Source organism: Streptomyces coryli (assembly GCF_011044975.1).
Classification (GTDB): domain Bacteria; phylum Actinomycetota; class Actinomycetes; order Streptomycetales; family Streptomycetaceae; genus Streptomyces; species Streptomyces coryli.
Genome location: NZ_JAAKZV010000101.1, coordinates 1 through 20,913, shown reverse-complemented (window position 1 = coordinate 20,913; position 20,913 = coordinate 1). Strand labels below are relative to the sequence as shown.

Here is a 20,913-nt window from a genome sequence, read left to right as displayed (position 1 = left end):
GTACGCCGCGAAGCCTAGCCCCGGGGTCTGACATTCCACCCTTAGAGCGCTAAACGCTCAGCCGGCGCGCTATACGCTCAACGCCTCCCGCACCGCGCCCTCCGCCGCCCCGTCGCCCGAGCCCGCCGACGTCACCCGGCCCGCCTCCAGCACGTAGTACTGCTCCGCCGCCCGCAGCGCGAAGCCGATGTGCTGCTCGACGAGGAGCACCGACAGGCCGCCGCGCGCCGCCAGTTCCAGGATCCGCGTCTCGATCTCGGCGACCACCGACGGCTGGATGCCCTCCGTCGGCTCGTCCAGGAGCAGCAGCCGCGGCCGGCTGATCAGCGCCCGCGCGATGGCGAGCTGCTGCCGCTGCCCGCCGGACAGCAGCCCGGCGCGCCGCTCCAGCGTCTCCCGTACGGCAGGGAAGAGGTCGAGCGCTTCGTCCAGCGCCGCCCGGCCTTCGCGGCGGCCGTCGGCGACGAGCTGCAGATTCTCCAGCGCGGTCAGGTGCGGGAAGCACTGCTGGCCCTGCGGTACGTACGCCATGCCGCGGGCCACCCGCTTGTGCGCGGGGAGGCGGGTGATGTCCTCGCCGTCGAAGCGCACCGTGCCGCGCGACGGCTTCAGCAGACCCGCCGCCACCCGCAACAGGGTCGATTTCCCGGCCCCGTTGTGGCCGAGGACCGTCGCCACGCCGTCGGCCGGGACCGTCAGGGACACGTCGTGGAGCACCGGGCTGCGGTCGTAACCCGCGACGAGGTTGTCGATGGTCAGCATCATGCCTCCTGCGAAGCGGTCGTTGTACGGCCGAGGTAGACCTCCTGCACCTGCGGATCCGCCTGCACCTGCTCGACCGTGCCCTCGCTGAGCACCTGGCCGGCGTGCAGCACGGTCACGCTGCGGGCGAAGGAGCGGACGAAGTCCATGTCGTGCTCGATGACGACCAGCGTCCGCTCGGCGCCGATGCGGCGCAGCAGTTCGCCGGTCGCCTGCCGCTCGTCGTGGCTCATCCCGGCCACCGGCTCGTCGAGCAGCATCAGCTGCACGTCCTGGACGAGCAGCATGCCGATCTCCAGCCACTGCTTCTGCCCGTGCGCCAGCTCGCCCGCCTTCCGCTCGGCCACGTCCGCAAGACCGGTCGTCTCCAGCGCCTCGGATACGGACTCCGGCAGCCGCGTGCGGCGGCGCAGCAGCGTCCCCACCGACCGGCGCGCGCCCGCCGCGATGTCCAGGTTCTGCGCCACCGTCAGCTCCTCGAAGACGGTGGCGGTCTGGAAGGTGCGGCCGATGCCCAGCCGGGCGATCCGGTGCACGCTCTTGCCGAGCAGGTCGTGCGCGCCGAACCGGGCCCTGCCGGTGGCGGGCGCGAGGCCGGTGACGGCGTCCACGAGGGTGGTCTTCCCGGCGCCGTTGGGGCCGATGAGGAAGCGCAGATCGCCCGGCTCCACATCCAGGTCGACGCCGTTCAGCACCGGCGTGCCGTCGAAGGCGACGCTCAGATCGCGCAGGGACAGGGTGCTCATGCCGGGACCTCCTCGGCGGCGGGCTTACGGGCGGGCTGCGCGGGGGTCTCCACCGAGGCGGGCCGCCTGACCACGTACTTCTTCAGCGACGCCAGGCCGCCCGGCAGGAACGCCACCGCCACGATGAAGATCAGCCCCTGCACATACGTCCACCCGGACGGGAACTGCTCCGACAGCGAGCTGCGCGCCCACGCCACGGCGACCGCGCCGAGCACCACCCCCGGCAGCGAGGCCCGCCCGCCGATGGCGGCGCCGATCAGGAACTCGATCGACGGCACCACCCCGATCAGCGCCGGCGACATGATCCCGACCGCAGGCACGAACAGCGCCCCCGCGATCCCCGCCATGCCGGCCGCGAGGACGTACGCACCGAGCTTCACCAGCGCCGGGTCGTAACCGAGGAAGCGGACCCGCTCCTCCGAATCCCGCACCGCGACCAGGAGTTCGCCGTACCGCGACACATACAGCTGCCGGACGCCGATCATCAGCGCCAGCAGCACCGCCGCGATGATGAAGTACACCATCCGCTGGTTCTTCGGGTCGCCCAGGTCGTAGCCGAAGAAGCCCTGGATGTCGGTGAGGCCGTTCGTGCCGCCGGTCGAGGTCTGCTGGCCGACCAGCCAGATGGCGAAGGCCGCGCACAGCGCCTGCGACAGGATCGCGAAGTACGCGCCGCGCACCCGGCGCCGGAAGACCGCGAGGCCGATCACCGCGGCCACCGCCATCGGCACCACGAGCACCATCGCGAGTGCGAAGACCGGGCTGCGGAACGGCTCCCACCACCACGGGAGTTCGGTGCCCGAGCCGTAGAGCGTCATGAAGTCCGGCAGCTTGCCGTCGCCCGCGTCGGCGAGCTTGAGGTGCATGGCCATGGCGTAGCCGCCGAGGCCGAAGAAGAGGCCCTGGCCGAGCGTAAGCATCCCGCCGCGGCCCCAGGCGAGGCCGATGCCGAGGGCGACGATCGCCCAGCACAGGTATTTGGCGAGCAGGCCAAGCCGGAAGTCCGACAGGACCAGCGGCGCGGCGAGGAAGAGCAGCGCGGCGGCCACGGCGAAGCCGGCGGGGGCGCGGAGACGAGGGGAGATATTCACGCGAGGCTCCTGGTGCGCAGGGTGAACAGGCCCTGGGGCCGCCACTGGAGGTAGAGGACGACGCCGGCCAGCACCAGCACCTTCGCGGTGCTGACGGTCGTCGCGTACTCGAAGACCGCCTGCAGCAGGCCGAGCGCGAAGGCGGTGATGACCGCGCCGCGCAGCCGGCCGATGCCGCCGGCGACGACGACGAGGAAGGCGTCGATGATGAGGTTCGTGCCCATGGCCGGGCCGATCGGGCCGACCAGCGTCAGCGCCACGCCCGCCACGCCCGCGAGGCCCGAGCCGATGAAGAACGTCAGCCGGTCGACGGTCGCGGTCGGAATGCCGGACACCTTCGCCAGGTCGCGGTTCTGCACGACGGCGCGGATCCGGCGCCCCAGCGGGGTCAGCCGCATGGTGGCGGCGAGCGCGCCGATGGCGGCCAGGGCGAGGATCAGGATGAAGAGCCGGCTGGCGGGCAGCGCCAGGTCGCCGGGGAGCGGCACCGCGCCGGTCAGCCAACTGGGCGCCGCAGTCTGCACATTGGGCGCGCCGAAGATGTCGCGGGCGAGCTGCTGCAGCACCAGCGAGACGCCCCACGTGACGAGGAGCGTGTCGAGCGGCCGCGCGTACAGCCGCCGGATCAGCAGCCACTCCAGCAGCACGCCCATCGCGCCCGCCACCAGGAAGGCGACCGGCAGCGCGACGAAGAGCGAGGTGCCCGCGCCGCTGATGCCCTTCTGGACGACATAGACGGTGTACGCGCCGGCCATGATGAACTCGCCGTGCGCCATGTTGATCACGCCCATCTGCCCGAAGGTGAGCGACAGGCCGAGCGCGATCAGCAGCAGGACGGCGCCGATGGAGACGCCCGTGAAGGATTGGGTGAAGAGCAGAGTCATGATGAGGGGTCCTTCGAGGGCTCAGGACAGGCCGGAGGCCCAGTCGTACGACTTGAGGAAGGGGTCCGGCTTTATGGGGCCGCCGGAGTTCCAGACCTCCTCGATGAGGCCGTCGCCGCGGATGCGGCCGATGCGCGCGGTCTTCTCGATGTGCTGGGTCTCGCCGTCGACGGTGACCTTGCCCTCGGGCGCGTCGTACGTGACGCCGTCGGCCGCCTTGCGCACCTTCTCGACGTCGAAGGAGCCGGCCTTCTCGACCATCGCCTTCCAGAGGTAGACCGAGGTGTAGGCGGCCTCCATCGGGTCGGAGGTGGGCTTGTCGGCGCCGTAGCGCTTCTTGTACGCGGCGACGAAGCTCTTGTTCTTCGCGGACGGCGTCGTCTGGTAGTAGTTCCAGGAGGTCAGCTGGCCCTTGAGGTACTGGGCGCCGATGCCCTTGACCTCCTCCTCGGCGATCGAGACGGAGACGACCGGGAGCTCCTTGGGGTTCAGCTCAGCCGACTTGTACTCCTTGAAGAAGGAGACGTTGCTGTCGCCGTTGAGGGTGTTGAAGACGGCGTCGGCGCCGGAGGCCTTCACCTTGTTGGTGATGGTGGCGAACTCCGTGGAACCCAGCGGCGCGTAGTCCTCGCCGGCTATCTCGATGCCGTTCGCCTTCGCGTACGCCCTGATCTCCTTGTTGGCGGTGCGCGGGAAGACGTAGTCGCTGCCGACCAGGTACAGCGACTTCACCCCCTCCTTCTTCAGGTAGTCGAGGGCGGGGATGATCTGCTGGTTGGTGGTGGCGCCCGCGTAGAAGATGTACGGGGACTGCTCCATGCCCTCGTACTGGACCGGATAGAAGAGCGGCGAGCGGTACTTCTCGAAGACCGGCTTGACCGCCTTCCGTGAAGCCGACGTCCAGCAGCCGAAGGTGGCCGCCACGCGGTCCTTGCGCACCAGCTTCCCCGCCTTCTCGGCGAAGGTCGGCCAGTCGGAGGCGCCGTCCTCGCTGACCGGGACGATCTTGCGGCCGAGGACGCCGCCGTCGGCGTTGATCTCGTCGATGGCGAGCCTGAGGGAGTTACGGACCGTCACCTCGCTGATCGCCATCGTGCCGGAGAGCGAGTTGAGCAGGCCGACCTTCACGGCGTCGGCGGAGACGACCGGTTTGACCGCGGAGGCGCCGCTGCGCTCCGTGCCGACTTCGGCCCCGCAGGCGGGCAGCGACACGACCGCCGCCAGCGCGGCGACGCTCGCGAGCACGCGATGGGTTCGCAGTCGTTTCATGTCGGGGGTTCCCTCCTTGCTGTGGGCACGCCACAGCCTCAAAGGGCGCTGTTTCCGCGGAATTTCGCGTCGGTTAATACTTCCTACGGGAAGTAATGGGGTTGATCGAGCTCGGCTGCGACGTCGAAGTCCATGCCGTTGGCGCGGGCCAGATATATTCGCTGCCGCACATGCCGGTCGGGCGCGATGCGGAGGTGGCCGCGCGGGCCGTCGTAGCCGATGGTGCCCGTACCGGTGGCGCGCTCGATCACCGGGATGTCGAGGGACCCGGCGCGTTCGATCAGTGCGGCCAGCAAGCGAACCCCCTCGTAGCACGACTCTCCGAGGCTTCCCGGCTGCGGGGCGGTCACACCGAAGGCCTGCGCGTAGGCGCCGTGGAAGTCCATCGCGTCCTGCCCGGCGAGGCCGGCGAAGAAGCCGGCGGTGGCGAAGAGGCCGCGGTGCGCGTCGGGGCCGCCGGCGGCGAGCATGTTCTCGTCCATCAGCGTGGAGAGGCGGATGGCACGGGCGTCGAGTCCGGCGGCGGCGTAGGCGCGGTTGAAGCGGACGGCGTCGCTGCCGACCATCAGCATCATGACGGCGTCGGCGTCGGAGCGCTCGATGCGCTGCAGCGTCGGGCCGAAGTCGTGGGTGCCGAGCGGGAGGAAGGCGGCTCCGGTGACGTGGCCGCCGGTGGCGCGGGCGTAGCCGGCGGCGGCCCGGGCGGTGCGCCGCGGCCAGACGTAGTCGTTGCCGACGATGAACCAGCGGCGGATGCGGTGCTCGCGGGCGAGCAGCCGCACGGCGGGCTGGAGCTGGGCGTCCGGGGTCTCGCTGGTGAGGTAGACGCCCTCGGTGTGCTCGCCGCCCTCGTACAGGGCGGTGTAGACGTACGGCACTCGCCCGGCGAGGCGCGGCGCCAGCGCCTGCCGTACGGACGAGATGTGCCAGCCGGTGACGCCGTGCACGGCCCCTTCCGCGATCAGCCGCTGCACCTCGGCGGCGATCTCGCGCGGCGGCGCGCCGCCGTCGACGGGCACCAGCGTGAGCTCCCGGCCGAGCACGCCCCCGTGCCGGTTGACCTCCTCGGCGGCGAGCCGCGCACACAGCTCGCAGGCCGGGCCGAAGATCCCGGCGGGCCCGCGCATCGGGATGACGAGCGCGACGCCGAGGGCGTCGTCTCCCGGGGCCGCGGGCGTATACGAGTCGTGCCGTGAGGGCATCAGGCCATTCTGGCGGCTTTGTAGCATGGACCGCCCGTCACGCCCGAGGAGCGAGATGACATCGACACCGGAACTGCTGCAGCTGCTCACCCGGGCGGAGCGGCTCGCGGTCCGTGGGCTGCGGCAGGTGCTCTCGGATACGGACAGCGGGCTCAACGTGGACGGATGGCGGGTGCTAGCCCTGCTCGCGGACGGCGCGGGCCACCGGATGACGACGGTCGCGGACTGCGCGTTCCTGCCGCCGGCGTCCCTGACGAAGCTGATGGACCAACTCGTCGACCAGGGCCTGGTGCACCGCCGGGTGGACCCGCTGGACCGCCGCCGGATCCTGGCCTATCTGACGCCGCGCGGCCGGGAGGTGTGGGCGGAGGTCGATGCCCGGCTGGGCGAGGAGTGGGCGGGCGCGGGCGCCTCGCCGGACGCCGAGGCGCTGGCGACGCTGCTGGGGCGGCTGGCGGAGGCGCTTGAGGGCGCGGAGGGGGGCGCGGAGGTCCCGGCGGCGCGGCGCTAACGGCCCCGGCGCGCCGCGCGGAAAACGGCGTGCCCCCCGATGAGCCGGTCCACTAGGTTGGCCTCGCCCCAAGATCGACCCGAGGATGATCGCGTTGACCGACTGGACCCTGGACAAGACCTTCCCCAGCGAATCCGGCGAGGTGCGCTGGACCCGGCTGGGGGAGGACACCGGCGCCGAGCCCGTCGTGCTGCTGCACGGCACGCCCTGGTCCTCATACACCTGGCGCGCCATCGCCCGCGGCCTGGCCCGGCGGCGGCCCGTCTACGTATGGGACATGCCCGGCTACGGCCAATCGGAGAAGCGCGCCGGGCAGGATGTCTCCCTCGCCGCCCAGGGCCGTATCTTCGCGGCGCTGCTCGACCACTGGGGCCTGGAGCGGCCCCTCGTCGTCGCGCACGACTTCGGCGGCGCGGTCGCCCTGCGGGCGCGGCTGCTGCACGGCGCGGCGTATCGCGCGCTCGCGGTCGTGGACCCGGTCGCGCTGGCGCCGTGGGGCTCGCCGTTCTTCCGGCTGGTACGGGACCAGGCCGCGGTCTTCGAGCAGCTGCCGCCGCGGCTGCACGCCGCGCTGGTGCGCGAGTACATCACCACCACCGGCGGCCCAGGCCTGCACCCGGCCGTGCTGGACGCGCTCGTCGAGCCCTGGACCGGGGAGGCAGGGCAGCCCGCCTTCTACCGCCAGATCGCCCAGGCCGACCAGCGCTACACCGATGAGATCCAGGGCCGTTACGGCGAGCTGGACCTGCCCGTGCTGGTGTGCTGGGGCACCGAGGACACGTGGATCCCGGTGGCGAAGGCGAAGGAGCTGGCCGGGATGATCCCCGGCGCCCGGCTCGAGCTCATCGACGGCGCCGGACATCTCGTCCAGGAGGACGCCCCGGCCGAACTGACGGCCGTCATCCATGACTTCCTGCGCGAGCAGGGCTGACCGGAAGGTGTGCCGATGACCGACGGCGTATGGAACGAGCAGGTGGCCCAGGCGTACGACGCGTCATCGGCCGAGATGTACGAGCCGTCGGTGCTGGAGCCGACGGTGGACTTCCTCGCCCGCCGCGCCGAGGGCGGCCCGGCCCTTGAATTCGCGGTCGGTACGGGCCGGGTGGCGCTGCCGCTGAGCGCGCGCGGGATCCGGGTGTCGGGGATCGAGATGTCCGAGCCGATGGCGAACGAGCTGCGCAAGAAGCCCGGCGCCGAGGCGGTCGACGTCACGATGGGCGATATGGCGACGACCCGGGTGCCGGGCGAATTCGCCCTGGTCTACCTCGTATACAACACCATCTCCAACCTCCTCACCCAGGACGAGCAGGTCGCCTGCTTCCGCAACGCCGCCCGCCACCTCCGCCCCGGCGGCCGCTTCGTCATCGAGTGCTTCGTCCCGGAGCTGCGGCGGCTGCCGCCGGGGGAGACCGCGCGTCCCTTCGACATCACCGACCATCACCTGGGCTTCGACACGTACGACATGCTGAACCAGCGCCTGGTCTCGCACCACTACTGGATCGCCGACGGCAAGGCGGAGGTGTTCCAGTCCCCGCACCGGTACGTCTGGCCGGCGGAGCTGGATCTGATGGCCCAACTCGCCGGTCTTGAGCGGCGGGAGCGCTGGGCGGACTGGTCGGAGGCGCCCTTCACCGCGGACAGCCGCTCCCATGTGTCGGTCTGGCAGCGGCCCTAGCTATTTCTGATGGATCTGGATCTCATGGCCATCGGGCCCGCCGACCTTGGCATACGTGCCCCAGGGCTCCGCGACGGGGTCGGTGACGTCGGCGCCGCGCGCGCGGAGCTCCGTCACGGTCGCGGCGATGTCGTCGCAGGCGTAGGTGAGGTAGGCGCCCTCACCCGGCTGCTTGTCGAAGGTCGCCGCGTCATGGACGGCGATCGTGGTGGGCCCGTTCGGCGGCGACACCTCGATCCAGCGGACGCCCGGCATCATCTCGGCGTCCGTGGTCTTGCTGAACCCGAACTTCTCGACGAAGAAGTCGACGGTCTCCTGCTGATCGCTCACGTAGAGCATGGCAACGCCGATATGGCTGATCATGGGACTCCTCGGTGCGTCTGATCAATACGAGCCTGCCACCGACCACCGGCACCCGGCTTCTCGAATCTTGCGGTACCCATCCTGCCCGCCGACGGCCGGGGAGCCCGGCAACCCCCTCGTCAAGACCAGGAGAGATCACCCATGCCTGAGCCGGCCCACCGCCCCGCCCCCGTACCCGAGGGCTACACCACCGTCACCCCGTGGATCATCACCCGCGACACGCGCGCGCTCTTCGCCTTCCTCAAGGCCGCCTTCGACGCGCAGGAGCTGGCATGCGTGCCCAACGAGGACGGGGCGATCGGCCACGCCGAGGCCCGTATCGGCGACGCGGTCGTGATGGCCTTCGACGCCCGGCCCGAGTGGCCCGACACCCCCGCCTTCATGAGGCTCTATCTCCCGGACGGCGACGCCGTCTTCCGGCGGGCGCTGGACGCCGGGGCGACCGCGGTCACGGCGATGACCGACCTCGCCTGGGGCGACCGCGTCGGCCGGGTCCGGGACCCGTTCGGCAACGTCTGGTGGATTCAGACGCGCGTCGAGGAGCCGGACCCGGCCGAGGTGGAGCGGCGGTTCGGTGAGGCGACGTACGCCGATGCGATGCGCTACGTGCAGGGCTCGCTCGACGAGGAGTTGTCGGGCCGGGCGTAAGGCGGCTATCGACCGTTACGGCGCTTGACGTACAGCCGGTTCCCCTCCGGCCCCGTCCACTCCAGCCGTACGACTCCCGCCACCGCCGCGTCCGCGACGCGCGACGGATCGGCCCAGTAGCCGTGCGCCGGGTTGCGGAAGAAGGTGGCCCACAGGCCGCCCTTGTGGTCGCGGAAGATGTTGTTGTGGCCGGCGCCGACGCCCGCCGTGTAGCGCTTCGTGTACGGGCCCTCGAAGCGGTCCGCGACCGCGATCACCGCGTCGTACTGGTACTGGGTGCGGCCGGTGCCGGGCGGGTCGTAGGCGTAGCGGGTGGTGCCGTCGGCGTTCTTCGAGGTGCGGTCCCAGGCGGCGTGCAGCAGGAAGTACTTGCCGCCGTGCTTGAAGACGTACGCGCCCTCCAGATACGGCTCCGGCTGATACGGCTGCTGCTGGAACGGCGGCAGGCCGGTCACCGGGACGATGTCCTCCATGTCGGCGCGGAACTTCGCGTAGACGTGGTTGTGCAGCACCAGCCACGCGTCGTCGCCCTCGGCGTAGAGGCTGCCGTCGATGTGGTGATACGCGCCGGGCTTGATGAACGCAGGACCGCCCGGCACCACATCCCCGAAGGGCTTGGCGAGATTGCCCTCGACCACGCGATAAGGCCCCGCCACCCCGCCGTCGCTCACCAGCATGAACGAGCCGACCAGCGTGGAGTGGTCGCCCATGCAGGCCACGATGTACCACTTGCCGCGGAAGTAGTGCACCTCCGGCGCCCAGACATTGCCGCGCTTGCCGAACTGGCCGTCGTCCACCCAGTACTCCTGCCAGGGGGCGACGACCGTACGGCCGGGGCGGTTCTCGCCCACGAACTCCGGCGACCAGACCTTGCCCTTCTCGGCGTCCGGGCGGATGCCGGTGGTGTCGGCGAGCTGCCAGGGGCCGTCCAGCGACCGGGCCGTCCAGATGAAGAGGCCGTCGTTCCACGGCCCCGCCGCCGCCAGCCCGGGGGCGCGGGTGGTGCCGGTGGCGACGTACAGCGGCCTGCCGTCGACGGTGAAGCAGTTGACGTACGTGTCGCGGATCCAGACCCGGCCGAGCTCCTTGTCGCGCGGGCGGAGCTCGAGCGGGAGGAGGCGCGAGTTGTCGTCGCGCGGCCACAGGTCCTTGCGGGTGTCGGCGAGTCCGTACGGGGCCGGGTCGGGCCAGTTCGCCGGGTACGCGCGCTTCGCGCCCCGCGCCGCGGCCTGCGGCAGCGCCACCGCACCCAGCGCCCCGGCGGCGCCGGCCAGCAAGGTGCGGCGGCCGGGGCGCCACGTGCGGGAGGAGCTCTCGGAGGAGGATTCTGAGGTCATGGGGACCAGCATGCGAAGGCCCCTATTTTTTGGTCAACACCCCGGAAAAATAAAACCGGGTGCCGGCCGCCCCGCCCGCGGTCACGGTTTGAGGAGCGCGTCCTGCTCGGTGAGCGGGGCGCCGGCGTGCCAGTCCAGGACCTTGCCGAACTGGACCAACTCGCCGTAGTGGGCCGGGTCGACCCCGTCGAGGGTCACCAGGTCGAGCACGGCGGCCGCGGCCCTGGCCGGGGTCTGGGCGCCGCTGAAGTCGGTGAACCAGGGGCGGGACGTGGCGGTGTCGATCATGCCGGGGCACACGGACGCGATCAGGGTGCCCTCCGCCAGGTCGCGGGTACGGCGCTCGGCGGCGACCGCGCGGACGGCGGCGACCTGGGCGACCTTGGAGGGGATGTTCAGCCAGCGCGGCCACCCGGCCTCCTGCGCCGTGCCGTTGTGGATGGCGGTGCGCCAGGACTCCACCGCGTACTCGACCTGGTCGAGGCCGGCGCCTTCGAACAGCGGGTGCAGCTTCGGGTCGAGGTAGCCGAGCGTGCCGAGGGCGCTGGCGACGACCAGCAGCCGGCCGCCCGGGCGCAGGATCGGGCCGAAGGAGCGGAGCACGGCGTGGGTGGCGGTGTTGGAGACGTCGATGAACTCGTCGGCGCGCGCCGCCTGCGAGTCCTCGGGCAGCACCCGGGCGATGGCGTTGGAGATGACGATGTCCACGCCGCCGTGGGCGGTGCGGAGTTCGCCGGCCAGGGCGGCGATGGCGGCGGTGTCGGTGACGTCGAGGACCCGGCCCTCGACGCGGCTGCGGGTGCCGGGACGGGCGGCGACCTCGCGGGCGGCGCTGGCGACGCGCTCGGGGCTGCGGCCGGTGAGCAGGACGAGGTCGTCCGGGCCGAGGCGGGCGGCGAGGCCTTCCACGAGCGCGCGGCCGAGGCCCTGGTTGGCGCCGGTGACGAGGGCTGTGCGGGGAGTTGCCGGAGAAGTCATGCCTCGAAGCTACGGCCGTACCGCCCATGCGTCCAACGAGACTTCGACATGGCTAGTATGCGTAAACATCATGGACTTCTCCGACGTCTCCCTGACCGCCCTGCGGGTCTTCCGCGCCGTGGCCGAGGAGGGCACCTTCACCGCCGCCGCGGCCTCGCTCGGCTACACCCAGTCCGCCGTCTCCCGGCAGATCGCGGCGCTCGAACGCGCCGCGGAGGCGCGGCTGCTGGAGCGGCGGCGCGACGGCGTGCGGCTGACCGGCGCCGGGCGGGTGGTGCTGCGGCGCGCCACGCTGGTCGTGGACGAGATCGACGCGGCGGCGCGCGAGCTGTCCGGGCTGCCGGCGGAGGCCGCGACGGTACGGCTCGGCTGGCTGCCGGTCGCGGGCGCGGTGCTGCTGCCGCGCATCCTCACCGAACTGCGCCGCACCGCGCCCGGCATCGAGGTGGTCACCCGCGAGGGCACCACCCCGGCGCTGGCCCGGGCGCTGCGGGCCGGCGCACTCGACCTGGCGCTGCTGGCGTCGGCGCCGCCGTTCCGGCCGCTGGACGCCGAGTCGCCTGCGCTGGTCCTCAAGACCCTGACGGAGCGCGCCCTGTGCCTCGCCGTGCCCGCCGCCCATCCGCTCGCCCGGGGCGACTACGTCGACATGGCCGATCTGCGCGGGCAGCGCTGGATCGCGGGCTCGGCGGCCGCGGACGGCGTCCTGATGGGCGTGTGGCCGGGCCTCGACGAGCGGCCGCAGATCGCCCACGTGGCGCGCGACTGGCTGGCCAAGCTGCAGCTGGTGGCCGCGGGTTGCGGCATCACCACGGCGGCCGCGTCCCTCGCGCACGCCGCGCCTGACGGGGTGCGGATCCTGCCGGTACGGGGCGGACCGCAGGAGCTGCGCCGGCTGTCCCTGGCCCGGCTGCCGGGCCGCCCCGCCGAGGCGGTGTCGCGGGTCGCGGAGGTCGTACGGGCGGTTGCGGTGGCGCTGGACGCCGAGCCGCTGTGACGAGGGGCGGCGGGCGCCCGTGCCGCACACGTCGGCCCGGGCGGCGAGGACCCGTGCCGCACCCGACCTGACCGCACTGCACCGTCCTCCGCCCGCACCCGTTAGGGTGCCGCGCATGCAGACGACGCCGTCGTACGAGACGCCCGCGCGGCTGGCCACCACGCCGTCCTGGCTCATCACGCACACCTCGGTGCACGCCTCCCGCCTCGTCCAGGAGGCCTTCGCGGCCAACGGCGCCCGCCACTACCAGTACGCCCTGCTCGCCGCGCTCGCCGAGTTCGGCCCCTCCAGCCAGGCCGCGCTCGGCCGCCGCTGCGGCATCGACCGCAGCGACGTGGTCGCGGCGGTCAACGACCTGGTCGAGCGGGAGCTGGTCGAGCGCACCCCGGACCCGGCGGACCGACGGCGCAACACCATCACCCTCACCACCGCGGGCAAGCGCCGCCTCACCAAGCTGGACAAGGCGATCGGCGGGGTGCAGGACCAGCTGCTCGCGCCGCTCAGTGCGGCCGAGCGCGAGCAGCTGACCGGCTTGCTCACCCGCGTGCTGGAGCATCAGCTCCGGGAGTGAGGGCCAGCGGCTGGCCCAGGCGGAAGGTGTTCTCCGGGTCGTACGAGCCCTTCAGACTCCGCAGCCGCTCCAGGTCCGCCGGGGCATACGCCTCGCTCAGCTCCGCCCCGGAAAGCCCGCCGAAGACGAAGTTCAGCGCCCGGCCGGTCGTCAGCGGCGCCATCGTGCGGCGGATGCCGCCGAGCACCTCCGTCACCGTCTCCGCGGGCACGCCGTCGACCGGGAGCACCACGCTCAGCAGATAGCCCGCGTCGCGTCCCGCGACCGCGTTCGGGACGGCCGGGGTACGGGCCTGGGCGCCGCCGAGGTGGCGGAGCTGGAGCACGGTCATGGTGGGCGCTTCGGGCCCGGCCTGCTTCGCGACCGTCTGCAGGGTGGTGACGTCGAGGGCGGCGTCGATCAGCAGGCCGTCGCCGACGTAGCCGTGGGGGAAGGGCGGGTCCTTGAAGACCGTGTGCGAGTCGGTGAACGGCAGCACCCGCAGGTCGTCCGCCAGCGTCGGGGCCAGCGCGCGCAACGGCGCCACCAGCCGCTCGCCCTCGTCGGCCGGGCCCGTGTACGCGAGCTTGACCTGCAGCACGTACCGCCCGCGGAACTCCTCCTCCACGAACGGCACATCGGGATGCACCATCATCGACACCGCGGACATCAGCTCGTCGGGCAGCGTCCGCGTCCACTCCAGATAGCCGGCGAGGACGGCGTCCACATGCTCGGCGGCGAAGGCGAGGGTGCCGCCGTAGATCTCCGGGTGCGGGAAGAGGCCGATCTCCATGCCGGTGACGATGCCGAAGTTGTCGCGGCCGCCGCGCAGCGCCCAGAAGAGGTCCGGGTCGGACTCCGCCGTCACGTGCCGCGGCTCGCCGTCCGCCGTGACGACGTCGAGCGCGGTGACGTGGTCGGCCGCGTAGCCGTACTGCCGGGACAGCGCGCCGAGGCCGCCGCCGAGGGTATAGCCGATCGCGCCGACGGACGGGGCGCTGCCGCTGAGCGGGGCGAGGCCGTGCGGGGCGGCGGCCTCGATCACCTGGCCCCAGGTGGCGCCGGCGGCGATGTAGGCGGATCGGGCCTGCGGGTCGATCCGCACGTCGGTCATCCGGCGGGTGCTGATCAGTACGCCGCCGTCCGCCGTGACGCCGACGCCGTGGCCCGTCGCCTGCACCGCGACGGGCAGGCCGTGCGCGCGGGCATGCGCGACGGCGGCGCGTACGTGGTCCGGGCTCTCGGCGGTGACGATCAGGTCGGGGCGGTGCGGGCCGTGCAGCTGGAAGCCGGTGCGCTCGGCGTCGTATCCCTCGTCGGCGGGGCGGAGCGCGGGGAACTCGCTGATCTCATCCATGGCACCGAGTCTCCACGGCAAACCTGACACCTGGCTTCTTGTTTTTTGCTCGCCTTCCGGCAGATCCTCGACGGCGTGAAGTCCGACCGGATGCTTTCGATCCTGCTCCTCCTCCAGACCCGCGGCAGCGTCACCGCCCCCGAGCTGTCCGAACAGCTGGAGGTGTCCGTACGCACCATCTACCGCGACGTCGATGCGCTCTCCACCGCCGGCGTCCCGGTCTACACCGAGCGCGGCCGGCGCGGCGGGATCAAGCTCCTCCCCGGCTACCGCACCGACGTCACCGGGCTGACCGCCGACGAGGCCCGGGCGCTGTTCGTCCTCGCCGACCGCGGCAGCACCCACACCGAGCTGGGCCTCGGCGGCGCCCTCGCCTCCGCGCTGCGCAAGCTGATGGCCGCGCTGCCCGCCCCGCACCGCCCGGCCGCCGAGGCCACCCGCAAACGCATCCTCATCGACCCCGGCCGCTGGTACGCCGCTCCGGGCGACGCCCCCGACCTCGACGAACTCCACCGCGCGGTCTTCGCGGAGCGCCGCCTGCGCATCCGCTACCGGCACAGCGGCGAGCCCGCCGAACGCGCCTACACCGTCGACCCGTACGGCCTCGTCAGCAAGGCGGGCGTCTGGTACCTGGTCGCCGACCGGCGCGGTGTGCCCCGCCTGTTCCGCGCCGACCGGGTGCGCGCGGTACGTATCACCGACGCCCCGGTGCGGCGGCGGGCCGGGGTGGACCTGGCCGCGGCCTGGGAGCTGCTCCGGCAGGAGGTGGAGCGGCGCCCGGTCGGGCTGACGGTGCGGGCCCGGGTGCGGCACGAGCGCCTCGACATGTTCGTACGGATCATGGCCCCGCGGCTCCGCGGCGAACCGCGGCCCGCCGACGACGGCTGGGCCGAGGTCGAGCTGGGCCTCGAGGAGCCGCGTGCGGTACGGCAGTTGCTGCAGTTCGCGGAGAACGTGCAGGTGCTGCACCCGCCCGAGGCACGGGCCGAACTCCGCCGGGCGGCGCTGGCGGCGGCGGGACTCTATCCGGAGGTGGACTCTCAGTTCCGTTAGGGTGGGCCGACGGGGGCGGTCCAGGGGAAGCGGCTGCTCCCGCTCGCCGTACCGCCTGCCAGGGAGGCCCGCTGTGGAGTCCGCCGCCCATGCCCGCAAGACCCCGCTGCCCGGGGTCGGGATCCGCTACGACCTCGACACCGGTGGCGGCCGCCACCTGTCGGTCGTCGCGCATCAAGACGGGCGCCGCATCCTCGCGGTGCACGACCGGGAGGACGAGGACGTCTGCCGGGAGTCGGTGTCGCTCGACCCGCCGGAGTCCGCCGCGCTGGCGAAGCTGCTGACCCCGGACCCGGTCGGCCATCTGCACCAGCACTTCGAAATCGACCTGGTCACCGAGCACATACCGGTCACCAAGCGGTCCCCGTACGCGGGCCGCACCCTCGGCGCCACCCAGGCCAGGACCCGTACCGGCGCGTCCGTCGTCGCCGTGCTGCGGCGCACCGCCGCGCATCCCTCGCCCGCGCCGGACTTCCGCTTCGCGATCGGCGACGTGCTCATCGTCGTCGGCACCCGCGAAGGCGTGAACGCCGTCGCCGACCTGATCGACGAGGGCTGAGCCGTGCACAACACCACCGCACTGCTCATCGAACTCGGCGCGATCATCCTGGGGCTGGGGATCCTCGGCCGCTTCGCGGGCCGGATCGGCTTCTCGCCGATACCGCTGTATCTGCTGGCCGGGCTCGCCTTCGGCAGCGGCGGAGTGCTGCCGCTGGGCGCGAGTGAGGAGTTCATCGCCACCGGCGCCGAGATCGGCGTGATCCTGCTGCTGCTCCTGCTGGGCCTGGAGTACAGCGCGTCGGATCTGGTCTTCAGCCTGAAGACGCAATACCCGTCAGGGGCCGTCGACTTCACCCTCAACGCCCTCCCGGGCGCCGCGGCCGCGCTGCTGCTCGGCTGGGGCCCGGTGGCCGCGGTGGCGCTTGGCGGCGTCACCTGGATCTCGTCCTCCGGCGTCATCGCGAAGGTCCTCGGCGACCTCGGCCGGCTGGGCAACCGCGAAACCCCCGTCATCCTCGGCGTCCTGGTCATGGAGGACCTGGCGATGGCGGTTTACCTGCCCATCCTCACGGCGCTGGTCGCCGGGCTCAGCCTCGGCGGCGCGAGCCTGACGCTGCTCATCTCGCTCGGCACGGTGGGGATAGTGCTGTACGTCGCGCTGCGGCACGGCCGGCTGATCAGCCGGTATGTCTCGTCCGAGAACCCGGAGATGCTGCTGCTGGTCGTCCTCGGCCTCGCGCTGCTGGTGGCCGGGCTCGCGCAGCAGCTGCAGGTGTCGGCCGCGGTGGGCGCCTTCCTGGTCGGCATCGCGCTCTCCGGGGAGGTGGCGGAGGGCGCCCACAACCTTCTGGTCCCGCTGCGCGACCTCTTCGCCGCCGTCTTCTTCGTCTTCTTCGGCCTGCATACGGACCCGGCCGAGATCCCGCCGGTGCTGCTGCCGGCGCTGGCGCTGGCGGTCGTGACCGTGGTGACGAAGGTCGCCACCGGGTGGTACGCGGCCCGGCGGGCCGGGATCAAGCCGGCCGGGCGGTGGCGGACCGGGGGTGCGCTGGTGGCACGCGGCGAGTTCTCCATCGTCATCGCCGGGCTGGCGGTGGGGACGGAGCCGCGGATCGGGCCGCTGGCGACGGCGTATGTGCTGATTCTGGTGATCGTGGGCCCGTTGACGGCGCGGTTCACGGAGCCGGTGATGCGGCGGCTGGGGGAGCGCCGGGCGGCGCCGCGGGCGGGGGCGCCCACGGCGGAGACAGCGGGGACAGCGGGGACTACGGGCGGCCCGGCTGCCCGGGAAGCGGACGCGGGCGCCGGTACAGGGCGGTGAGCGCGGCCTGCGCCGGCGGCGTGACCACGAGGGCGGCGACGAGGACCGCGACGGCGTACGGGGTGAGCTGTCCCGCGACATACCCGACATAGGTGTTGGGGGAGAGGTGCGCCAGCACCGCCGCGTCGACCGGCCCTTCGAGCGGATTGGCGAGGCGGCGCAGGAGGAGGAAGAGGGCGGCGAAACCGGCCGTCGCCGCCAGCACCACGCCGCCCACCGCCCAGATCCGGCGGCCCCACACGAGCGACCACGAGCGGCGCAGCGCCGCCAGCGGCGCCAGCCCGTCCAGGGCGGCGGCCGCGGGGGCCAGCGCGAAGCCGATGCGCAGGGCGAGGACGGCGGGCGCGACCATCATCGCGGTGCTGTTCAGCCGGTCGAAGGGGCCGCCGCCGCGCAGCGGTTGGTCGCCGCCGGCGATCGCGGCGTACGCGTAGGCGGCGCCCGCGCAGGCGAGCAGGCTGAGCACGGCGCCCGCGGCGACGGCGAGGCCGCGCACGAGGTGGACGGCGACGACGGGCCCGAGCCGGGCCCGGGCCCGTAGCCACAACTCGCGCGCGGAGGCCGCCGGTGTGTGGGCCGCGGCGGCGTGCAGCGCGGCGCTGCCCAGGCCGAGGACGACGAAGAGGGCGGGGGAGGTGGCGAGGAAGGCGCCGATCACCGGGCCCTCCTCGGCGGACACCGGCTCCTCGGCCTCTTTGGCGAAGAGATAGTCCGCCCGCATGTCCGTGAAGTACGGCCAGGCGAACGCGAAGGCGCCGAGCGTGACCACGAGGGCGGCGAGCCCGGTGAGTATCGCGACGACGGCAGCGATGCCCGCGAGGGGGCGGGCGCGGCGTATCACGACCCTGCCCCGGGCGGTAGCGGGCCTGCCCCTCCGAGCGGAGGGTGCAGCCGGAGCTCGTCCGCCCCCAGCGTGGTGAAGTACGCCTCGACCGCCGCGTCCGTCACCGCTTCGAGCCGGTCCGGGGACCAGCGCGGGCTGCGGTCCTTGTCGATGACCATGGCGCGGACGCCTTCGGGGAGGTCGTGGCTGTCCAGGAAGTGGCTGCACAGCCGGTAGTCCTGCACCAGGCACTCCTCGACGGTGGCCATGGCGCGGGCGTTGCGCAGGGCCCGTAGCGTCACCTTTACGGAGGTGGGCGAGCCGGCGAGGAGCGCCTCGGCGGCGGCTGCGGCGGCAGGCTCGGGGCGTTCCCGGAGCCGGGCCAGGATCTCCTCGACGGTGTCCGCGCCGTAGCAGGCGTCGATCCATGCCCGGTGGGCGACGAGGTCGTCCGGGCTCTCGGGCGGCTGCCCGGCCAGCGCGGCGACCACGTGGTCCGGCTTGTCCGCGCCGGGCGCGCGCAGCGCCTCGGCCAGCTCCTGGAGTCGCGCGGCGGGTACGAAGTGGTCGGCGAAGCCGGTGGCGAGCGCGTCCCGGGCGCCGATCCGCGCGGCGGTGAGCGCCATGTGCGTACCGAGCTCACCCGGCGCCCGCGCCAGCAGCAGCGAACCGCCCACGTCCGGCGCGAGACCGATGTCGACCTCGGGCATCGCCAGCACCGACCGCTCGGTGACGACCCGCACCGCCGCGTGCCCGGTGAGGCCGATGCCGCCGCCCATCGTGATGCCGTCCATGATGCCGACGACCGGCACCGGGTAGTTCGCGATGAGCGCGTCGAGCGCGTACTCCTCACGCCAGAACTGCTGCGCGAGCCCATGGTCACCGCGCGCGGAGTCGTGCATGAGCCGGATGTCGCCGCCCGCACAGAAGCCCCGCTCGCCCGCTCCGTCGAGCAGCACCGCGTCGACACCGGGGTCGTCGGCCCACTCGGTCAGGGCCGCGTACACGCCCCGGACCATCTCCGTATTGAGAGCATTGAGCGCCTTGGGGCGATTGAGCGTAATGTGCCCCAAGCGCCCTTCGCGGCGAGCCAGTACGTGCGTGTTGTCCATGCCCCCCACACTACGATCACCCCATGACGCCCACCTTCACCTGGCGCGGCGACCTGACCAGCGCGGAGGTCGAAGCACTGCACGCCGAGGGCTTCGACCACGCCCCGCTGCGGGGCGCGGACTGGGAGGGCCGGCTCCGGCGGCACAGCCTCGGCTGGGTCTGCGCGCGCTCCGCCGACGGCTCCCTGACCGGCTTCGTGAACGTCGCCTGGGACGGCGGCGCACACGCCTTCATCCTGGACACGGTGGTGGCCAAGGCCGCCCACCGCCGGGGCGTAGGCGTCGAACTGATCCGCACCGCGGCCCGCGAGGCCCGCGCGGCGGGTTGCGAGTGGCTGCATGTCGACTTCGAAGACAAGCTCCACGACTTCTACATCACCGGCTGCGGCTTCACCCCGACCCCGGCGGGACTCATCGCGTTGTAACGCCCGCATGGCAGTCATACGAAGCGCTCGTTGCTGTCCGGGAGTTGGTGCCTGATCCGCCGCTAGCTTGGGCCGCATGCCGCAGCCCACCGGACTTACCCGACGACGCGCCGTCGACTTCAAGCGCGTCGACGCCGCGCTGTGTAGCTGACCTTCACCCCCTGCGTTTCCCCCTCCCTTACTGCAGTGAAGGTCCCCATGTCCCGTCGCGTACGCATACGCATGCTTACGGCTGCCCTCGCGGCCGCCCCGCTCCTCTTCGCGGCCGGTTGCGCCGACAGCACGCAGACGACCGCCTCCAGCAAGAACCTCGCCGGCGAGAAGATCCCGGCCAAGGTCGACCCCGGCACCCAGCTCACCGTCGGCGGGCCCGCGCTCAAGGTCGCCCTCGAGCTCTCCGGGCAGATCGACAAGCTGCCCTTCAAGGTGAAGTGGGCCAATATCAGCGGCGGCCCGCAGTGCTCCGAGGCCTTCCGGGCCGGCGCGCTCGATGCCTGCCAGGCCGCCGAGATCCCGTCCATCCACGCGCACTGGACGGGGCTGGACACGAAGTTGATCGCCGCCAAGTACCGCAAGGACCCCGCCAAGAACCCGATCTACGAGCTCGGGGTCGCCCGCGGCTCCGGCATCAAGTCCCTCAAGGATCTGCGCGGCAAGAAGATCGCGTACAGCCCGGGGCAAGCGCAGGGCGCGCTCGTGCTGCGCATTCTGCAGAAGGCCGGGCTTGAGCAGCAGGACGTCGAGCTCGTCGAGCTGGCCAGCACCGGCGACGTCTATCCGACCGCCCTCGGCGAGGGCCAGGTCGACGCCGCCCCGCTCGGCGACGTGAACATCAAGCGGTATCTGTCCAAGTACGGCAAGGACGGCGGCCGCACCATCCCGCACGGACTGCGCGACGACCCCGAGCACCTGTGGGCGCTCACCGCCTCGGTCGACGATCCGCAGAAGGCGGCGGCGCTGCGCGAGCTGGTGAAGTTCTGGGGCCGGGCGCAGGTCTGGATCGACCAGCATCCGAAGGAATGGATCGCCGGCTACTACGTCAAGGACCAGGGGCTGAGCGAGGCCGACGGCGAATACCTCGTCAAGCGCAACGGCCACCCCGACATCCCCGCCGACTGGGACGGCGCCATCAAGCGCCAGCAGGCCACCGTCGACCTCCTCGCGAAGGAGCAGGACCGCAAGCGCTTCAAGGCCGCCGCTCTCTTCGACCGCCGCTACGAGAAGGTCGCCGCCGAAGCCATCAAGGAGGCCGCCAAGTGACAGTCCCCGCCCTCCCGGGGGTCGAGCCCCTCTCAGACTATCGCCCAC

Annotated in this window: 23 protein-coding genes; 11 read left to right on the top strand and 12 right to left on the bottom strand. The window is 72.5% G+C overall.

What is annotated here, in order from left to right:
• Positions 1–69: 69 nt before the first annotated feature.
• From urtE to G5C51_RS22055, 6 genes are all read right to left on the bottom strand, one after another.
• On the bottom strand, positions 70–762 hold the full coding sequence (gene urtE, locus G5C51_RS22080) for an urea ABC transporter ATP-binding subunit UrtE (protein WP_165239899.1): 693 nt from the start codon (positions 760–762) through the stop codon (positions 70–72).
• Positions 762–1,508 (bottom strand): urea ABC transporter ATP-binding protein UrtD, encoded by a 747-nt coding sequence (gene urtD, locus G5C51_RS22075; protein WP_165239889.1) that lies wholly within the window; start codon positions 1,506–1,508, stop codon positions 762–764. Before urtD ends, urtE begins: the two co-directional genes overlap by 1 nt.
• Positions 1,505–2,599: an urea ABC transporter permease subunit UrtC gene (gene urtC, locus G5C51_RS22070; protein ID WP_338118252.1), complete on the bottom strand. Its 1,095-nt coding sequence runs from the start codon at positions 2,597–2,599 to the stop codon at positions 1,505–1,507. Before urtC ends, urtD begins: the two co-directional genes overlap by 4 nt.
• Positions 2,596–3,483 carry an urea ABC transporter permease subunit UrtB gene (urtB, locus tag G5C51_RS22065; protein WP_165239887.1) on the bottom strand — a complete coding sequence of 296 codons (888 nt, stop codon included), beginning with the start codon at positions 3,481–3,483 and terminating at the stop codon, positions 2,596–2,598. The genes urtC and urtB overlap by 4 nt, the downstream gene beginning before the upstream one ends.
• 21 nt (positions 3,484–3,504) lie before the next feature.
• Entirely contained in the window at positions 3,505–4,752 is a 1,248-nt protein-coding gene (gene urtA / locus G5C51_RS22060) for an urea ABC transporter substrate-binding protein (protein ID WP_165239886.1), read from the bottom strand.
• Positions 4,753–4,835: 83 nt separating this feature from the next.
• Complete coding sequence (locus G5C51_RS22055; protein WP_165239885.1) at positions 4,836–5,954, bottom strand: substrate-binding domain-containing protein; 1,119 nt, start codon at positions 5,952–5,954, stop codon at positions 4,836–4,838.
• A gap of 55 nt (positions 5,955–6,009) precedes the next feature.
• Between G5C51_RS22055 and G5C51_RS22050 the strand changes: the two genes are divergently transcribed.
• From G5C51_RS22050 to G5C51_RS22040, 3 genes are all read left to right on the top strand, one after another.
• A complete protein-coding gene (locus G5C51_RS22050; protein ID WP_165239884.1) occupies positions 6,010–6,465 on the top strand; it encodes a MarR family winged helix-turn-helix transcriptional regulator in 456 nt (151 codons plus the stop codon).
• Positions 6,466–6,559: 94 nt separating this feature from the next.
• Entirely contained in the window at positions 6,560–7,396 is an 837-nt protein-coding gene (locus G5C51_RS22045) for an alpha/beta fold hydrolase (RefSeq protein ID WP_206314178.1), read from the top strand.
• A 15-nt stretch (positions 7,397–7,411) separates the two neighbouring features.
• Positions 7,412–8,140, top strand: coding sequence for a class I SAM-dependent DNA methyltransferase (locus tag G5C51_RS22040; RefSeq protein WP_165239882.1), 729 nt, complete (start codon positions 7,412–7,414; stop codon positions 8,138–8,140).
• On the opposite strand, the gene G5C51_RS22035 is transcribed toward G5C51_RS22040, so the two are convergent.
• Entirely contained in the window at positions 8,141–8,503 is a 363-nt protein-coding gene (locus G5C51_RS22035) for a VOC family protein (protein WP_165239881.1), read from the bottom strand.
• A 141-nt stretch (positions 8,504–8,644) separates the two neighbouring features.
• On the opposite strand from G5C51_RS22035, the gene G5C51_RS22030 reads away from it, so the two are divergent.
• Complete coding sequence (locus tag G5C51_RS22030; RefSeq protein ID WP_165239880.1) at positions 8,645–9,151, top strand: VOC family protein; 507 nt, start codon at positions 8,645–8,647, stop codon at positions 9,149–9,151.
• A gap of 5 nt (positions 9,152–9,156) precedes the next feature.
• Here G5C51_RS22030 and G5C51_RS22025 read toward each other — a convergent pair whose 3' ends face one another.
• Complete coding sequence (locus tag G5C51_RS22025) at positions 9,157–10,488, bottom strand: family 43 glycosylhydrolase (protein WP_165239879.1); 1,332 nt, start codon at positions 10,486–10,488, stop codon at positions 9,157–9,159.
• Between the two features lie 81 nt (positions 10,489–10,569).
• Complete coding sequence (locus G5C51_RS22020) at positions 10,570–11,466, bottom strand: SDR family NAD(P)-dependent oxidoreductase (protein ID WP_165239878.1); 897 nt, start codon at positions 11,464–11,466, stop codon at positions 10,570–10,572.
• 70 nt (positions 11,467–11,536) lie between these two features.
• On the opposite strand from G5C51_RS22020, the gene G5C51_RS22015 reads away from it, so the two are divergent.
• Both G5C51_RS22015 and G5C51_RS22010 read left to right on the top strand, forming a co-directional pair.
• On the top strand, positions 11,537–12,463 hold the full coding sequence (locus tag G5C51_RS22015; RefSeq protein WP_165239877.1) for a LysR family transcriptional regulator: 927 nt from the start codon (positions 11,537–11,539) through the stop codon (positions 12,461–12,463).
• Positions 12,464–12,578: 115 nt separating this feature from the next.
• On the top strand, positions 12,579–13,034 hold the full coding sequence (locus tag G5C51_RS22010; protein WP_165239876.1) for a MarR family winged helix-turn-helix transcriptional regulator: 456 nt from the start codon (positions 12,579–12,581) through the stop codon (positions 13,032–13,034).
• On the opposite strand, the gene G5C51_RS22005 is transcribed toward G5C51_RS22010, so the two are convergent.
• Positions 13,000–14,370, bottom strand: coding sequence for an FAD-binding oxidoreductase (locus G5C51_RS22005; protein ID WP_165239875.1), 1,371 nt, complete (start codon positions 14,368–14,370; stop codon positions 13,000–13,002). The genes G5C51_RS22010 and G5C51_RS22005 overlap by 35 nt on opposite strands.
• 75 nt (positions 14,371–14,445) lie before the next feature.
• On the opposite strand from G5C51_RS22005, the gene G5C51_RS22000 reads away from it, so the two are divergent.
• The 3 genes from G5C51_RS22000 (at position 14,446) to G5C51_RS21990 (ending at position 17,245) form a co-directional block, all read left to right on the top strand.
• Positions 14,446–15,423 carry a WYL domain-containing protein gene (locus G5C51_RS22000; protein WP_165239898.1) on the top strand — a complete coding sequence of 326 codons (978 nt, stop codon included), beginning with the start codon at positions 14,446–14,448 and terminating at the stop codon, positions 15,421–15,423.
• 73 nt (positions 15,424–15,496) lie between these two features.
• Entirely contained in the window at positions 15,497–15,982 is a 486-nt protein-coding gene (locus G5C51_RS21995) for a cation:proton antiporter regulatory subunit (RefSeq protein WP_165239874.1), read from the top strand.
• A 3-nt stretch (positions 15,983–15,985) separates the two neighbouring features.
• Complete coding sequence (locus G5C51_RS21990; RefSeq protein ID WP_165239873.1) at positions 15,986–17,245, top strand: cation:proton antiporter domain-containing protein; 1,260 nt, start codon at positions 15,986–15,988, stop codon at positions 17,243–17,245.
• On the opposite strand, the gene G5C51_RS21985 is transcribed toward G5C51_RS21990, so the two are convergent.
• A complete protein-coding gene (locus tag G5C51_RS21985) occupies positions 17,190–18,086 on the bottom strand; it encodes a hypothetical protein (protein WP_165239872.1) in 897 nt (298 codons plus the stop codon). The two genes, G5C51_RS21990 and G5C51_RS21985, sit on opposite strands and share 56 nt — an antisense overlap.
• Positions 18,083–19,180 (bottom strand): enoyl-CoA hydratase/isomerase family protein, encoded by a 1,098-nt coding sequence (locus G5C51_RS21980; RefSeq protein ID WP_165239871.1) that lies wholly within the window; start codon positions 19,178–19,180, stop codon positions 18,083–18,085. The genes G5C51_RS21985 and G5C51_RS21980 overlap by 4 nt, the downstream gene beginning before the upstream one ends.
• 23 nt (positions 19,181–19,203) lie before the next feature.
• Here G5C51_RS21980 and G5C51_RS21975 point away from each other — a divergent pair, with 23 nt between their 5' ends.
• Together G5C51_RS21975 and G5C51_RS21970 are read left to right on the top strand one after the other, a co-directional pair.
• Positions 19,204–19,605 carry a GNAT family N-acetyltransferase gene (locus G5C51_RS21975; RefSeq protein WP_165239870.1) on the top strand — a complete coding sequence of 134 codons (402 nt, stop codon included), beginning with the start codon at positions 19,204–19,206 and terminating at the stop codon, positions 19,603–19,605.
• Positions 19,606–19,827: 222 nt separating this feature from the next.
• Positions 19,828–20,865, top strand: coding sequence for an ABC transporter substrate-binding protein (locus G5C51_RS21970; RefSeq protein ID WP_206314177.1), 1,038 nt, complete (start codon positions 19,828–19,830; stop codon positions 20,863–20,865).
• The last annotated feature ends 48 nt before the right edge of the window (positions 20,866–20,913 follow it).

What these genes read in the sequence shown, in the direction of transcription:
- urtE (WP_165239899.1), bottom strand. Translation starts at nt 762, where the DNA reads ATGCTGACCATCGACAACCTCGTCGCGGGTTACGACCGCAGCCCGGTG.
- urtD (WP_165239889.1), bottom strand. Translation starts at nt 1,508, where the DNA reads ATGAGCACCCTGTCCCTGCGCGATCTGAGCGTCGCCTTCGACGGCACG.
- urtB (WP_165239887.1), bottom strand. Translation starts at nt 3,483, where the DNA reads ATGACTCTGCTCTTCACCCAATCCTTCACGGGCGTCTCCATCGGCGCC.
- urtA (WP_165239886.1), bottom strand. Translation starts at nt 4,752, where the DNA reads ATGAAACGACTGCGAACCCATCGCGTGCTCGCGAGCGTCGCCGCGCTG.
- G5C51_RS22055 (WP_165239885.1), bottom strand. Translation starts at nt 5,954, where the DNA reads ATGCCCTCACGGCACGACTCGTATACGCCCGCGGCCCCGGGAGACGAC.
- G5C51_RS22050 (WP_165239884.1), top strand. Translation starts at nt 6,010, where the DNA reads ATGACATCGACACCGGAACTGCTGCAGCTGCTCACCCGGGCGGAGCGG.
- G5C51_RS22040 (WP_165239882.1), top strand. Translation starts at nt 7,412, where the DNA reads ATGACCGACGGCGTATGGAACGAGCAGGTGGCCCAGGCGTACGACGCG.
- G5C51_RS22035 (WP_165239881.1), bottom strand. Translation starts at nt 8,503, where the DNA reads ATGATCAGCCATATCGGCGTTGCCATGCTCTACGTGAGCGATCAGCAG.
- G5C51_RS22030 (WP_165239880.1), top strand. Translation starts at nt 8,645, where the DNA reads ATGCCTGAGCCGGCCCACCGCCCCGCCCCCGTACCCGAGGGCTACACC.
- G5C51_RS22025 (WP_165239879.1), bottom strand. Translation starts at nt 10,488, where the DNA reads ATGACCTCAGAATCCTCCTCCGAGAGCTCCTCCCGCACGTGGCGCCCC.
- G5C51_RS22020 (WP_165239878.1), bottom strand. Translation starts at nt 11,466, where the DNA reads ATGACTTCTCCGGCAACTCCCCGCACAGCCCTCGTCACCGGCGCCAAC.
- G5C51_RS22015 (WP_165239877.1), top strand. Translation starts at nt 11,537, where the DNA reads ATGGACTTCTCCGACGTCTCCCTGACCGCCCTGCGGGTCTTCCGCGCC.
- G5C51_RS22010 (WP_165239876.1), top strand. Translation starts at nt 12,579, where the DNA reads ATGCAGACGACGCCGTCGTACGAGACGCCCGCGCGGCTGGCCACCACG.
- G5C51_RS22005 (WP_165239875.1), bottom strand. Translation starts at nt 14,370, where the DNA reads ATGGATGAGATCAGCGAGTTCCCCGCGCTCCGCCCCGCCGACGAGGGA.
- G5C51_RS21980 (WP_165239871.1), bottom strand. Translation starts at nt 19,180, where the DNA reads ATGGACAACACGCACGTACTGGCTCGCCGCGAAGGGCGCTTGGGGCAC.
- G5C51_RS21975 (WP_165239870.1), top strand. Translation starts at nt 19,204, where the DNA reads ATGACGCCCACCTTCACCTGGCGCGGCGACCTGACCAGCGCGGAGGTC.
- G5C51_RS21970 (WP_206314177.1), top strand. Translation starts at nt 19,828, where the DNA reads ATGCTTACGGCTGCCCTCGCGGCCGCCCCGCTCCTCTTCGCGGCCGGT.